General features: G+C 65.5%; 15 protein-coding genes and 1 pseudogene. 7 read left to right on the top strand and 9 right to left on the bottom strand.

Going from position 1 to position 11985, the window contains the following annotated elements:
* The first annotated feature begins 17 nt into the window (after positions 1-17).
* Positions 18-1742: a thiamine pyrophosphate-dependent enzyme gene (locus OG716_RS15705; RefSeq protein WP_405138350.1), complete on the top strand. Its 1725-nt coding sequence runs from the start codon at positions 18-20 to the stop codon at positions 1740-1742.
* A 27-nt stretch (positions 1743-1769) separates the two neighbouring features.
* On the opposite strand, the gene OG716_RS15710 is transcribed toward OG716_RS15705, so the two are convergent.
* Positions 1770-2438, bottom strand: coding sequence for an alpha/beta fold hydrolase (locus tag OG716_RS15710; RefSeq protein WP_405138351.1), 669 nt, complete (start codon positions 2436-2438; stop codon positions 1770-1772).
* Positions 2439-2539: 101 nt separating this feature from the next.
* Here OG716_RS15710 and OG716_RS15715 point away from each other — a divergent pair, with 101 nt between their 5' ends.
* Entirely contained in the window at positions 2540-3370 is an 831-nt protein-coding gene (locus OG716_RS15715) for an AraC family transcriptional regulator (protein ID WP_405138352.1), read from the top strand.
* Between the two features lie 37 nt (positions 3371-3407).
* On the opposite strand, the gene OG716_RS15720 is transcribed toward OG716_RS15715, so the two are convergent.
* Entirely contained in the window at positions 3408-3653 is a 246-nt protein-coding gene (locus tag OG716_RS15720; protein WP_405138353.1) for a CsbD family protein, read from the bottom strand.
* A 341-nt stretch (positions 3654-3994) separates the two neighbouring features.
* Between OG716_RS15720 and OG716_RS15725 the strand changes: the two genes are divergently transcribed.
* Positions 3995-4267, top strand: a complete 273-nt coding sequence (locus tag OG716_RS15725; RefSeq protein WP_405138354.1) for a GlsB/YeaQ/YmgE family stress response membrane protein — start codon at positions 3995-3997, stop codon at positions 4265-4267.
* 30 nt (positions 4268-4297) lie between these two features.
* On the opposite strand, the gene OG716_RS15730 is transcribed toward OG716_RS15725, so the two are convergent.
* The 4 genes and pseudogenes from OG716_RS15730 to OG716_RS15745 form a co-directional block, all read right to left on the bottom strand.
* Positions 4298-5782 carry an MFS transporter gene (locus tag OG716_RS15730; RefSeq protein ID WP_405138355.1) on the bottom strand — a complete coding sequence of 495 codons (1485 nt, stop codon included), beginning with the start codon at positions 5780-5782 and terminating at the stop codon, positions 4298-4300.
* A 201-nt stretch (positions 5783-5983) separates the two neighbouring features.
* Positions 5984-6178: a hypothetical protein gene (locus OG716_RS15735; protein ID WP_405138356.1), complete on the bottom strand. Its 195-nt coding sequence runs from the start codon at positions 6176-6178 to the stop codon at positions 5984-5986.
* A 38-nt stretch (positions 6179-6216) separates the two neighbouring features.
* Positions 6217-6459: a hypothetical protein gene (locus OG716_RS15740; RefSeq protein ID WP_355119928.1), complete on the bottom strand. Its 243-nt coding sequence runs from the start codon at positions 6457-6459 to the stop codon at positions 6217-6219.
* A gap of 122 nt (positions 6460-6581) precedes the next feature.
* Positions 6582-6815: pseudogene (locus tag OG716_RS15745) on the bottom strand (ANTAR domain-containing protein); the annotation flags it as partial.
* Between the two features lie 272 nt (positions 6816-7087).
* Here OG716_RS15745 and OG716_RS15750 point away from each other — a divergent pair.
* A complete protein-coding gene (locus OG716_RS15750; protein ID WP_405138357.1) occupies positions 7088-7570 on the top strand; it encodes a Dps family protein in 483 nt (160 codons plus the stop codon).
* A gap of 98 nt (positions 7571-7668) precedes the next feature.
* Here the strand turns inward: OG716_RS15750 and OG716_RS15755 are convergent, their stop codons facing one another.
* Both OG716_RS15755 and OG716_RS15760 read right to left on the bottom strand, forming a co-directional pair.
* Positions 7669-8235 (bottom strand): DJ-1/PfpI/YhbO family deglycase/protease, encoded by a 567-nt coding sequence (locus OG716_RS15755; protein ID WP_405138358.1) that lies wholly within the window; start codon positions 8233-8235, stop codon positions 7669-7671.
* A 76-nt stretch (positions 8236-8311) separates the two neighbouring features.
* Positions 8312-8815 carry a hypothetical protein gene (locus tag OG716_RS15760; RefSeq protein ID WP_355119934.1) on the bottom strand — a complete coding sequence of 168 codons (504 nt, stop codon included), beginning with the start codon at positions 8813-8815 and terminating at the stop codon, positions 8312-8314.
* Positions 8816-8960: 145 nt separating this feature from the next.
* Between OG716_RS15760 and OG716_RS15765 the strand changes: the two genes are divergently transcribed.
* The 3 genes from OG716_RS15765 to OG716_RS15775 all read left to right on the top strand — a co-directional run bounded on the left by OG716_RS15765 (position 8961) and on the right by OG716_RS15775 (position 11394).
* The gene (locus tag OG716_RS15765; RefSeq protein ID WP_355119935.1) at positions 8961-9116 is read left to right on the top strand and encodes a hypothetical protein; all 156 of its coding nucleotides are present in this window, start codon (positions 8961-8963) and stop codon (positions 9114-9116) included.
* A 135-nt stretch (positions 9117-9251) separates the two neighbouring features.
* The gene (locus OG716_RS15770) at positions 9252-10772 is read left to right on the top strand and encodes an FAD-dependent oxidoreductase (RefSeq protein ID WP_405138359.1); all 1521 of its coding nucleotides are present in this window, start codon (positions 9252-9254) and stop codon (positions 10770-10772) included.
* Between the two features lie 451 nt (positions 10773-11223).
* A complete protein-coding gene (locus tag OG716_RS15775) occupies positions 11224-11394 on the top strand; it encodes a DUF6374 family protein (RefSeq protein WP_405138360.1) in 171 nt (56 codons plus the stop codon).
* 1 nt (position 11395) lies between these two features.
* On the opposite strand, the gene OG716_RS15780 is transcribed toward OG716_RS15775, so the two are convergent.
* Complete coding sequence (locus tag OG716_RS15780) at positions 11396-11920, bottom strand: SDR family oxidoreductase (protein WP_405138361.1); 525 nt, start codon at positions 11918-11920, stop codon at positions 11396-11398.
* Positions 11921-11985: the final 65 nt, after the last annotated feature.

The raw sequence follows: 11985 nt of genomic DNA on the forward strand, positions 1-11985 counted from the left end.
CATTCAGGAGTGAGCAGATGACCACGGTTGCCGAAATGATCGTCACCGCCCTCGCCGACGAAGGCGTGACCCAGATCTGGGGAGTCGTGGGCGATGCCCTCAATCCCATTACCGACGCCATCCGCCGGGAAGATCGGATCGAGTGGATCGGCGTCCGGCACGAAGAGGTGGCCGCGTATGCCGCTGGGGCACAAGCACAATTGAGCGGGACCCTCGGTGTCTGCATGGGCACCGTCGGCCCCGGTTCGATCCATCTGCTCGGCGGTCTCTACGACGCCAAGAAGTCGCATGCTCCGGTGCTGGCGATCTGCGGTCAGGTGCCGACCGCCGATATCGGCAGCGAGTACTTCCAGGAAGTCGACAATGACGCGGTCTTCCGCGACGTCGCCGAGTTCACCGCCACGGTGACCAGTGTGGCCCAGCTGCCGCGCATGTTCGAACAGGCCGTGAACGCCGCGATGTCGCGCCCGGGCGTGGCAGTCCTGACCGTTCCCGGCGATATCGCGGGTGCGAAGGTCGAGAGTGGTTCGCCCACACCTCGATTCGTCTCGCGTAGTCGCACCGTCGTGCCCGGTGGCGCCGAGCTCGCCGAGGCCGCCGACGTATTGAACGGCGCCGAGAAGGTGACACTGCTGGTCGGGGTGGGCGCCCGGGAGGCGCGAGCGGAGATCCTGCAGATCGCCGAACGCCTGAGTGCGCCGATGGTGCTCACGCTCAAGGCCAAAGAGGCTCTCGAACAAGACAATCCGTTCGCCGTCGGCCAGACCGGGCTGATCGGCAACCCGGCTGCCCATGCCGCGCTGGCCGAGTGCGATGTGCTGTTCATGGTGGGCACCGACTTTCCCTATACCGACTGGTACCCGACCGGGAAGACGGTCATTCAGCTCGATAGGCGCCTCGAGCACATCGGCCGCCGCACGGCCGTCGATGTGTCGCTGGTCGGGCACTGCCAACCAGCGCTGGGTGTACTGCTGCCCCTGCTCGAGAACACCCCCTCCGACGGACATCTCGAGACCGCGCAGCATCACTATCAGACCTGGGTGGAACGCCAGCACCGCTTGGCGGACGCCGGTCATGATCGAAAACTGCTGGGCCGCCTGCGCCGTCACCTCGACAACCCGGACGAGTTGATCCGGCCGGAGGCCGTGGCCGCGGCGCTGGACACGCACGCCGCCGACGATGCCATCTTCACCACGGATACGGGCATGTCCACCGTCTGGATCTCCAGATTCCTCACGCTGCGCGGGGACCGGCGACTGCTGGGTTCCTACAACTTCGGGTCCATGGCCAATGCCCTGCCGCAGGCGCTCGGCGCACAGGCCCTGGACCGCAATCGGCAGGTGATCGCCTGCTGCGGTGACGGCGGTCTGATGCTGCTGCTGGGCGATCTGCGCACCGCGGTCAGCTATGACCTGCCGGTCACGTTCGTGGTGTTCGACAATGGCCGGCTCGGGATGGTGAAGCTCGAGCAGGAACAGGGCGGGCTGCCGGAATTCGGTACGGTGCTGGACAATCCGGATCTGGCGGCCGTAGCGGCGGCGATGGGGCTCGAATCGCGCCGGGTGACCGATCCCGAAGCGCTGAACGGCGTTCTCGCCGAAGCACTTTCGTTGCGGCGGCCGATTCTGCTCGATGTGCTGACCAACCCCGACGAAATCTCCATACCCCCGAAGCCCACGGTGGATCAGGCCTGGGGCTTCGCGATCGCGAAGGTCAAGGAAACGCTCGACAGCCGCGGGTGATCTCGGGCCCCGGCAGGTCGGCACAGGTCAATCGGCGAGCAGTATGGCCGCGACCGCCTCCGGGGCCTCATGCATTGCGTCGTGTGCGGTGGGCAGGTCGTGGACCTGCCATTCGGGATCGGCTTGCAGCCGGGTCCGCAGTTCGGCGAACGGGGTCCGGTCTTCCCACCCCGAGCAGTAGACGAATTCCCGACGGGGAACCTCGGCGAAACCGCCTGTGAGCCTGATCTTTTGCAGGAACGCGGCGAGCGGATGGGGACGGCGGCGGGGATCGCCACCGGCCGGTGGCCGGACGGTGTAGCCGGTGTCCACAGCACCGGTGGCGAAGACATCGCGGAAGTGGTCGTTGGTCGAGGACCAGCACGAGTCGCCGTCGCTCGGTACGTAGGCGTCGAGATGCACCAGTCGTGAGATCCGGCCGTCCGCGCGATCGGCGGCCGCGGCGACCACCATCCCCGCATAGCTGTGGCCGACCAGCGTGGCATCGGTGATGTGGTGGCGGTCGAGGAGCCGCACTACATCGTCGGCGTGCGTGTCGAGGTTGGCGGTTGCGATCGTCGCGTCATCGTCGTCCGACCGCAGACCGGTCAGGGTCAGGGCATGCACAGTGTGACCGGCACGCTCCAGCAACGGAATTACCGCCTCATACGCCCAGGAACCCTTCCACGCGCCGGGCACAAGCACGAACGTCGTCATGAGTCTCTCCCTCTCTAGAGCCGCGGTGGCGGGCGCACCGCCGCACACAGGCAATATCACCAGATCAGAGAGGTGGCGTACTACCGATAGAATGCCAATTGATGCCTGTTCCCCGCCAACCTCGCCCCGGCGCCGGTGTGACCTCACATATCTGGCCCTCCGGTGGCCGCCACCTGTACCCGTCCGAGGAAACAAGTGAGCTGCAGTCGCATTCACGGGGACACCTGGTGTACGCGGCCAGCGGTGTCCTGGCGGTGCACACCGAGCGCGGTACATCGGTTGTTCCCGCCAACCGGGTCGCCTGGACCCCTGCCGGATTCACGCACTACCACCGCGCCCACGGCGATACCGATATGCGGATTGTCTTCCTCGCGCCCTCCCTCGCCCGGCTCATCCCGGACCATCCCGCCGTGTTCCTGACCTCGGACCTCGCTCGCGAGGTGCTGCTCGCCCTGACCGGCCCCCGCAATTACGACCCCGCCACGCCCGGTTACAGCCGGGCCGCGCACGCTCGCCTGCTCCGAGTCCTCGTCGACGAACTCCGCGAAGCACACGAACAGCCCCTGCACCTGCCGGAGCCACAGGACGACCGACTGCAGGCCATCGCCCGGATGCTGCACGAAAACCCCTCGGACAACGCCACATTGGCCGAATTCGGAAAGACGATCGGAGCCAGCACCCGCACCCTCAGCCGGCTGTTCCGCTCCGAGCTCGGCATGACCTTCTACGAGTGGCGCACGCAGCTACGCGTCTACCACGCGCTCGTCCTGCTCGCCGACGGTCATGACACCACCCGAACCGCCTACGCTTGCGGCTGGGCCAACCCCAGCAGCTTCATCGCGGCGTTCACCAATATCATCGGCACCACCCCGGGCCGCTACCGAACCAGTCACCGGACCACAGCAAATACCCCGGCCACCCCCCGTCCGTGATCGGACAGGAGATGACCGGGGCGACTTGCTCAGAGCGTCACTGCCCCCGCTGATGCGCACGCTGGCGCTGTTCGTCGAGCGCGGCTACCGCCCGTTCCTTCTCGGCAGCGGCTTCCTTCTGCGCGGCCTCGCGCTGCGAGTCGGCCTTGTCCTGCTGGGCGCGCCCCTCTTCGCGCAGGTCATCGTTCCCGAGGACCGCACTGGCAGCCTCCTTGGCCTTACCCTTGACGCCTTCGACAACGCCTTCGAGACCTTCGCGGGGACCACTGTTGTGTTCGGACACGGTATGTACCTCCGAATATTGTTGTGTCACTTGGACATTGAACGAATACCCGGCAGAAACCAGTTGAATCGCACCGCCGTGAACAGATCTGCCGGACATGCCCCTCGCCATCGAGATTCCCATCGCCATTGACGGTGCCGGCAGTTCCTGTGCCCGTGCCTCCTACGAATATCCAGCTGATATGCCCGACATACCCCGCCCGCACGAGACAAATCGGTCACAGCCGGACGATTCGCGGGCGCCGAAAATTCTCGGCCGAGGGCCGCATCCTTTTGCCGGGGCCGGGTATGTGCTGCACAGGACGCCGGTTGTTTCGGCGACGTCTACAGAAGGAGAAGGACATGCTCGGCCTCGGCATTCTCGGATGGATCATTATCGGCGGGCTGGCCGGATGGATCGCCAGCAAGATCATGAAGACCGACGCTCAGCAGGGCATTCTGCTCAATATCGTCGTGGGCGTGATCGGCGGCCTGATCGGCGGTTTCCTGCTGAAGCTCTTCGGAGTCGACGTCGAAGGCGGCGGTCTGTGGTTCAGCTTCTTCACCTGCCTCGGTGGCGCGGTGATCCTGCTGTTCCTGGTCAATCTCGTGACCGGTCGCCGCGCCGTGCGCTAAACGCTCGGCCACTGCACCGGCGGGGTGCGGTCATCCTTCGATGGCCGCACCCCGCCGCGTTGCCGCCAGGGGCAGCGCGACATCCTCGAGCGACTTCCCCTCGGCATCGACCGCGAGTACGCGGGCGATCACACCGCCGGCGATCATGATCAACGCGGCGAACAGGTATCCGATGAACAGCCGGACCGGGGCCGAACCGTCACCGATCAGCGCACCGTAGATGACGGGCCCGAGAGCACCGAAACACTGTGCGATAGCGAAGAATACGGCGATCGCCTTCGCCCGCACCTCCAGCGGGAAGATCTCGCTCACCGTGAGATAGGCGGAACTGGCGCCCGCCGAGGCGAAGAAGAAGATGACACACCAGCAGAGGGTCTGGGTGATCGCGTTGAGGACGCCCGCATAGAACAGCCCCGCCGATATCGCCAGCAGCGCACCGGAAATTATGTAGGTGCCGGAGATCATCGTGCGCCGGCCGAGGGTGTCGAAGAGGTGCCCGATCGCGAGCGGCCCGATCAGATTTCCGACCGCGAAGGCGATCAGATAAATGGGCGTGGACGAGGAGGGCACATCGTAGAACTTCCCGAGCACCAGCGTGTAGGTGAAGAAGATCGCGTTGTACAGGAAGGATTGGCTGATCATGAGGCTCGCGCCGAGAATCGCCCGCGAGGGGTACTCGCGGAACAGTACGCGCGTCAGCGCCACATAGCCGATCTGCTCGGCGGGTTTGATCTCCATGGCCCGGGACTCGTCGACCGGCGGCACGGTAACCCCGGCCGCCGCTACGTCACGCTCGATCTCGGCGATCGATTGCTCGGCGTCTTCCGCATGCCCGTGCATGATCTGCCAGCGCGGGCTCTCCGGAAGATGACGGCGCACGAACAGGATCACCACGCCCAGCACCGGCCCGATCAGGAAGCCGAGCCGCCAGCCCACCGACAGGCTCATATGATTGAGCAGGATGTAGGTGCCGATCGTGCCGATAACCGCACCGGCCCAATAGGTTCCGTTCACAGCGATGTCCACGCGCCCGCGGTAGCGCGCCGGAATCAGTTCGTCGATAGCGGAATTGACCGCCGCGTACTCACCGCCGATGCCCATGCCGGCAATGAAGCGTGTGAGATACAGGAAGAGCACCCAGCCGGCGCCGCTGCCCAGCGTGAGCGCGGTGAGTCCACTACCGATGAGATAGATGGCCAGGGTGACCAGGAACAGTTTCCGGCGCCCGAGCCGATCGGAGAGGTTGCCGAACAGCAGCGCGCCGACCACCTCGCCTGCCAGGTAGACCGTCGCCACCAGGCCGACCGCGGTCGAGGACATATGCAGCGTCTCGGGTTTGGTCAGCGTATCGGCGACCGAACTGGCGACCGTAATCTCGAGTCCGTCGAGAATCCACGCTACCCCGAGCGCGAGCACCATCCGCGTGTGGAACCTCGACCACGGCAGCCGATCGATCCGCGCCGGAATCAATGTCCGAACCACACTGTTTCCGGCCGCGCCGGACACTTCCGCCATGACGACTCCCGAGTCCGAACCGTAGGCTTCGTCTACCCGGACACACCACCGTCAAACAGTCTGCACAGAAGTTCGCTCAGCGGCGCGCAGCGACACCACCGCGCGAAGGATATCCACGGACTCAGTGTTCTCGAAGGACACTCAGTGTTCTCGAAGGACACTCAGTGTTCTCGAAGGACACTCAGTGCTCGCGAAGGACACTCAGTGCTCGCGAAGGACATTGAGAATTGCTGTCAGCCCGATCAGCAGACTGCCGCCCGCCACTGCGGAGGTGGTCCAGGACTGTGTCAGAACGGCAATGCCGCCGATGAAGAACAGACAGGCCGCGAGCGCCAAAAGGGCGGTTCCCCAGTCGATTCCGGCGATACGGGTGGAACTTCCTCGTGTCGTTGCCATAACCATGAGTTACCCATCGGGTCGTTATCGAAACGTTACTATCGGGGAATACCGGCCAGCCTGGAGGATTCATCGGCGCGCTGAACTGCCAGTTCGACGGTCCGAACCGCCTGGTTACGAAGCTTGTTCAGCTGCACTCGTTCGGTGTCGGGGTAGCGGGTCGTGTCACATTCGACCGCCAGGGCCCGTACGCGCCGGCGCAGGCGAGTGGCGCTCTCGAAATCGAGCGGTCGCTTCGCGGTGGCAACTGCGGACTTCAGCCGCACTGTCAGCTGTTGCATCTCACCCTCCTCGGATTGCGTGTCTTCCTGGAGGGTTGCCAATACGGACAGCATCGAAACCGCTTCTGCACCATCGGTATCTGCGAGCCCGACGGCGCACAGTGCTACATCGCGGGTATCCGCTAGTGAACCGTCAAAATAATGTGGTCGGCCGCGGTGCGCGTACGCGCACCGACCGGCGGCAGCATCGGCGACTCATCCATGAGCTGAGCCGCCAGGGCCCGCAGCTTGGTATCGGTCTCCTGGGAACGCCATTTCAGCACCCGGAACGCCTGGTCCGCGGTCAGGCCGTAGACCACCGTGAGCGCGCCCTTGGCCTGCTCGATCACCGCCCGGTGCTCGAGCAGCTCGGGAAGGGGCGCGCCACTTCGTCGGACCATTCCCAGCTCTGATCCGCGAACCGGAACCGGAACCGGCCGATCCCCTGCGCGTCGCCAGCCGCGATCACCGCCATATCGACGCCGTCCGAGCGGTCGTCCCCATCTGTCATCAGCAAAATATGAGGTGTCCAACCGCCTGGTCGCACCGGTATTCGGACGCAGCGCCCGGCGGTATTCCGATCTTGGTCTGATTGAGCCGGCGGTTCGCGGGTACTCGATTGCACGTCCCACTACGAAAGGATTCGGCAGTGCCGGAACCCAGAACGAGTACCTTCGATGCGAAGCAGCAGCAGATTTCCGAAGATGCGTTGCGCGCCACCGTGATCGACCTGATCGACCTGTCACTCATCGCAAAGCAGGCACGCTGGAACGTCATCGACCGCGACCTGGGCCCCATTCAGGCCGCGCTCGACGAATTGGTCTCCGTGGTGCGCCGATTCACCGACGCCGCGACCGGACGCGCCGCCGCGCTGGGATTCAGCAATGACGGGCAGGTGGTGACGGTCGTGGAGGATTCGGGGGCGCTGGCACTGCCCGACGGCTGGCAACTCGGCAATGCCGTCGTGGAGGCGATCGTCGACAATCTCGCCATCGTGATCGCGCGACTGCGCGGACGAACCCAGGCGACGAGGACGAACGATCCGGGAACGCGGGATCTACTCGTGGGCATTGCCGCACGGTTGGAGCAGCTGCGGTGGATGTGGCAGGCGCAGCTGGCCATGGCGGCCTGAGACAGGACGGGCGATGGTCCCGCCCGTTCGACGGGCGGGACCACTGTTGCTGTTGCTGTTGTGCTGTGCCACAGGCGAATACGGACCACGGACCGCCATCAATCGACGTTCGGATTGATGGTCCGGTTGATGGCGTCGGTGAAGTCCGGCAGATCTCCCGGGTTACGCGAGGTGATGAGGATCCAGCCGTCTTCGGGTGAGAGCACAATGGGTCGATCGACCCAGGCGCCCTCGACATTGACAATGTCGGTGCGCAGCGACGGATACGAGGTCAGCGTCTTACCCGGAAGCAGATTGGCTTCGACGAGAAGCCAGGGGCCGTGGCAGATGGCCGCAATGGTCTTACCCGCGCCGGCGAACTGCTGTGCCAATTCCACAGCCCGATCCGACATTCGGAGTTTGTCCGCATTCACCGTTCCGCCGGGAATCACGAGGAGGTCGTAATCGTCGACCTCGATATCATCGAGCGACTTGTCCGGCTGCACGATGACATCCTTTTCGACATCGTGCACGAAGGTCTGCACATCCTCGAGTTTCGCCGCCGCATGTGTCACCCTCGCACCGGAATCCCGCAGCCAGGCAAGCGGTGTCAATAACTCGTCTCGCTCCACACCGGTATTCGAGGTGATGAAAAGAACACGCATATCACTGAGCTGATCGGTCATCCACGAGCTCCTTCTGCTGTTCGAACGCGATATCTGCGGGCCTACCCCGACAGTCGCGTCGTAAACCTCAGCCCGCTCACCGCCGCCGGGGGATCTCGTGGAACCCGGCGGGTGTCTCGATATGGCTCGCGCCGCCGCTGTGGCGGGTCCGCCCCGCATGCGGCGCCGCGTAAACGGGTGAGGCGAACTGGATTTCGGCCTGCCGGCCCGCGGTCACCACGGTGGCCTCGCGCTCGGGTCCGCGCCATTCGCAGATCCACAGCCGATTGAAGACCACCACGCCCGGACGACTCTGATCGTCCAGGGTGACCTGCACATCGTTACCGCTGTACTCGCCCCATACCGCCCACCACATCGCCTGCGGTTCCTGCGGAATCGGCCCTGATGCGCCTACCGCCATATCGTTGTGGCCCTGCCATGTTCGCCACGGTGGCGCCGCCGCGCCGGAGTCCGCGGCCCCCGCGGGGCGAATGCGGAAGTGCTGATCGGTGGGCCGCCATTCCACTCGCAGGCCGGATACCGGTAGCACTATCTCATCGCACTGCATCTGCTGCTCCCATCGGTCGGGTCCGAGTGGCACAACCCTTGACTACCCATGCGGGTCGTTATGAAACCGTGATACCGCAACAACTTTCATCGCTTCACCCCGTTTAGAGCCGATCGCTGCGGCTATAGCAACACAAGCGCCGGGTCGCCCGGCGCGCCGTCCATCTCAAGGAAGTGTCATGATCATTCTCGGTTTGGTCCTGCTCCTTGCCGGCATTCTGCTCGGCATACCGCTTTTGACGACCATCGGAGTTGTACTGCTCGTCGCAGGCGCCGTGCTCATGGTGCTGGGTTCGACGGGACGCGCGGTGGGTGGTCGGAGCCACTACTACTGAGCCTGAATTTCCACCACCACGGTTCGCATCGGGGCCGGGCAGCGACGCTGCCCGGCCCCGCGACTGTTTCGCGGTGCCGCACTGTTTCACGGTGCCGCACTGTTTCACAACACCGTGACGGGCTATACCCGAACCATGACTTCGCTATGGCTGGACGACGCCCAAGTCCCGGCCCGGCTGCGGCTCACCCCCGGCTCCCGGTTCGATACCGTCGTAATCGGCGGCGGTATCACCGGATTGGCGACGGCCCTGCTGCTGGCCGAGAGCGGTGTGCAGGTCGCGGTGCTGGAGGGCCGGCGGGTCGGGGCGGGCACCACCGGCGCATCGACCGGAAAAGTCAGTCTGCTGCAGGGAACTCGCGCCCAGCGGATCCGCCGGCGGCACGGTGACGAGACACTACGCGCCTATATCGACGCCAATCGTGCTGGGCAGCAATGGCTGATGAGGTACTGCGAGGAGCGGACGGTGCCGGTCCAGCACGAAGCTGCTCTCACCTATGCGCAGAGCAAGGCCGAAATATCCGCTGTGCGCAGGGAATTCGAGGCGGCGCAGGCCGTGGGAATGCCGGTCGACCTGCTCGGCGAGATAGCCACCCCGTTTCCGTCCTACGGCGCGGTGCGGCTCGAGGATCAGGCGCAGCTGGATCCGATGGCGCTGCTGGCGGCCCTGGCGGTCGATATCGAGGGGCATGCCGCCTCCATCTTCGAATCCACGCTCGCCCGAAATGTACGCTCGGGCAAGAACAACGATCTGATCATCGAGACCGAGCACGGCGATCTGATCGCTCGCACGGTCGTCATCGCCACGGGCACACCGATACTCGATCGCGGCGGGTTCTTCACCAGGCTCACGGCGCAGCGTTCCTATCTGACCGCCTTCGCGGTGACCGAACCGGTTCCGCACGAGATGTTCCTCAGCGCGGGCTCCCCCACCCGGTCGCTGCGGTACACGCCGTCACCGGACGGGGACGTGCTGCTCGTCGGCGGCAACGACCATACGGTGGGCCGGGAACCAGCGCCGCGGCTGCGCACCGAGGAAATGATCGAATGGACCCGAACCTGGTGCCCCACAGCCGAACCGCTGCACTCCTGGTCCGCCCAGGACTATCTGCCCGTCGACGAACTGCCCTATGTGGGACCGCTGCTGCCGGGCCGCGACAATATTCTGGTCGCCACCGGCTACGCCAAATGGGGACTGACCAACGGGGTGGCCGCGGCACTGGCCATCGCGGGCCGCGTCACCGGCAAACCACCCGCCTGGGCCCGGACCTTCGCCAGCTGGCGCCCCTCGGAGCTGCGGTCACTTCCCGCCGCTGTCACCTCCAATGTGTCTGTCGCACACCGGTTGCTGTCCGGCTGGCGTCGCGCGGCCGGTTCCCCTCCGACCGCGTTGCCCGCGGAAGGCTGCGGCCGAGTCGAACGCCACGGCCTCATTCCCACCGCGGTCTGCACGGTGGACGGGCAGACCACCGAGGTATCGGCGATCTGCCCCCATCTGGGCGGCATCCTGGCCTGGAACGATGCCGAGCGCTCCTGGGACTGCCCGCTGCACGGTTCCCGATTCGCGCCGGACGGCACCCAGATCGAAGGACCCGCAACCCGCCCGCTCCAGCAGTTCCTGCAGCCGTACCCCAGCTCACAGTTCACCCAGCTGTGAGCGCGGGCGGCCGGCGTCCGAGGGAAAGATGATTCCGCGGGAAAGATGATCTAGACCGGTTCGGCCCGGGATCCGCGGGTACTCGACTCTCATGACCGATACAGAGCTCCCCCGAAGCCCGCAGCATTCGGCACCGCCGCAGCCGGCCGGGATCGCCGGTTCGGTTCCGCCGATCCCGCCGCCGGACCCGGTCCCCTCGACCCCGGACCCTGTTGTGCCCCAGCCGGATCCAGCGCCCATCCCACCGACCCCGCCTGCCCCGGACCCCTTGAACCCGCCGCACCCCATCCCGGACCCGGGCGAGCCCAAACCATTGCCGGAAATCGGATAGCCAGTAGTCGCGGGCGCCCAGCAGCCGGTCCAGGAACAGCACCGGGCCGCTCATTCGTGACGCGCCCCCGCCCGGCGCTTGTATCGAAACTTTGTTCGACTCGAGGTAGTCTGCCCGACCGTGCCAGAACTCGACCCGACCGTCGTCGCTCACCTGCAGATCAGCGAGGTGCGCCGGCGGCTGCTCAAGGCTGCGATGTTCGGCAAGCATCTCACCCCCGACCAGCTGGAACACATGGCCGAACAGCTCGCGGACGGACTGCGGCGCTACCCGCCGCCGGACACGCGTTGAATCAAGATCGTTCGAATTGTGTGTTCGCGGATGCCCGTGCGGCGGCGATCAGGGCGTCGACGAGATCTCGAGGAGTGGACTGCGGCCACACGACCGCGAGGGGGGTCGGCGCTATATCGGCGATGGGGACCAGGGCCACACCCGGGCACAGTGCCCATTGGGCCATCTGCCGGGGTGCGAACCAGACGCCATGGCCGCGGCGCAATTGGGCTTGGCAGTCCTCCAGAGTGGGCACCACCGGACCACGGACGGCCGAGCGGCCGTCGGGGCGCGGATCGACAATCCGGTGGCTCAGCGCCTCGGGCGTTTCGGCGCCGCGATAGAAGGAGTCGTCGACCGGTCCGGGAGCGACGGCATTGACGGTGACGCCGCGGCCGCCGATCTCCTTGGCGAGCGCGAGCACCATGCGCTCGACGGCGGCCTTGGAGCCGGAGTAGAGGCCGTACGCGCCGGTCATCACCGAGGTCAGCGTCGTAATCGTCTTGTCCTTCCACGGGTTTCGGGCCGGAATCGGGCCCCTCACCATCGTGGCCGCCGTGCTGATCGAGCGGAAACAGAAAGTATCGATGGCGTCCACAGGCGATGCCTGTG

It is taken from the genome of Nocardia sp. NBC_01388 (assembly GCF_045040085.1).
Lineage (GTDB): Bacteria > Actinomycetota > Actinomycetes > Mycobacteriales > Mycobacteriaceae > Nocardia.

Bases quoted from the DNA above. Each gene is read 5' to 3' on its own strand.
- OG716_RS15705 (WP_405138350.1), top strand. From the start codon at position 18: ATGACCACGGTTGCCGAAATGATCGTCACCGCCCTCGCCGACGAAGGC.
- OG716_RS15710 (WP_405138351.1), bottom strand. From the start codon at position 2,438: ATGACGACGTTCGTGCTTGTGCCCGGCGCGTGGAAGGGTTCCTGGGCG.
- OG716_RS15715 (WP_405138352.1), top strand. From the start codon at position 2,540: ATGCCTGTTCCCCGCCAACCTCGCCCCGGCGCCGGTGTGACCTCACAT.
- OG716_RS15725 (WP_405138354.1), top strand. From the start codon at position 3,995: ATGCTCGGCCTCGGCATTCTCGGATGGATCATTATCGGCGGGCTGGCC.
- OG716_RS15730 (WP_405138355.1), bottom strand. From the start codon at position 5,782: ATGGCGGAAGTGTCCGGCGCGGCCGGAAACAGTGTGGTTCGGACATTG.
- OG716_RS15735 (WP_405138356.1), bottom strand. From the start codon at position 6,178: ATGGCAACGACACGAGGAAGTTCCACCCGTATCGCCGGAATCGACTGG.
- OG716_RS15740 (WP_355119928.1), bottom strand. From the start codon at position 6,459: ATGCAACAGCTGACAGTGCGGCTGAAGTCCGCAGTTGCCACCGCGAAG.
- OG716_RS15755 (WP_405138358.1), bottom strand. From the start codon at position 8,235: ATGACCGATCAGCTCAGTGATATGCGTGTTCTTTTCATCACCTCGAAT.
- OG716_RS15765 (WP_355119935.1), top strand. From the start codon at position 8,961: ATGATCATTCTCGGTTTGGTCCTGCTCCTTGCCGGCATTCTGCTCGGC.
- OG716_RS15770 (WP_405138359.1), top strand. From the start codon at position 9,252: ATGACTTCGCTATGGCTGGACGACGCCCAAGTCCCGGCCCGGCTGCGG.
- OG716_RS15780 (WP_405138361.1), bottom strand. From the start codon at position 11,920: ATGGTGAGGGGCCCGATTCCGGCCCGAAACCCGTGGAAGGACAAGACG.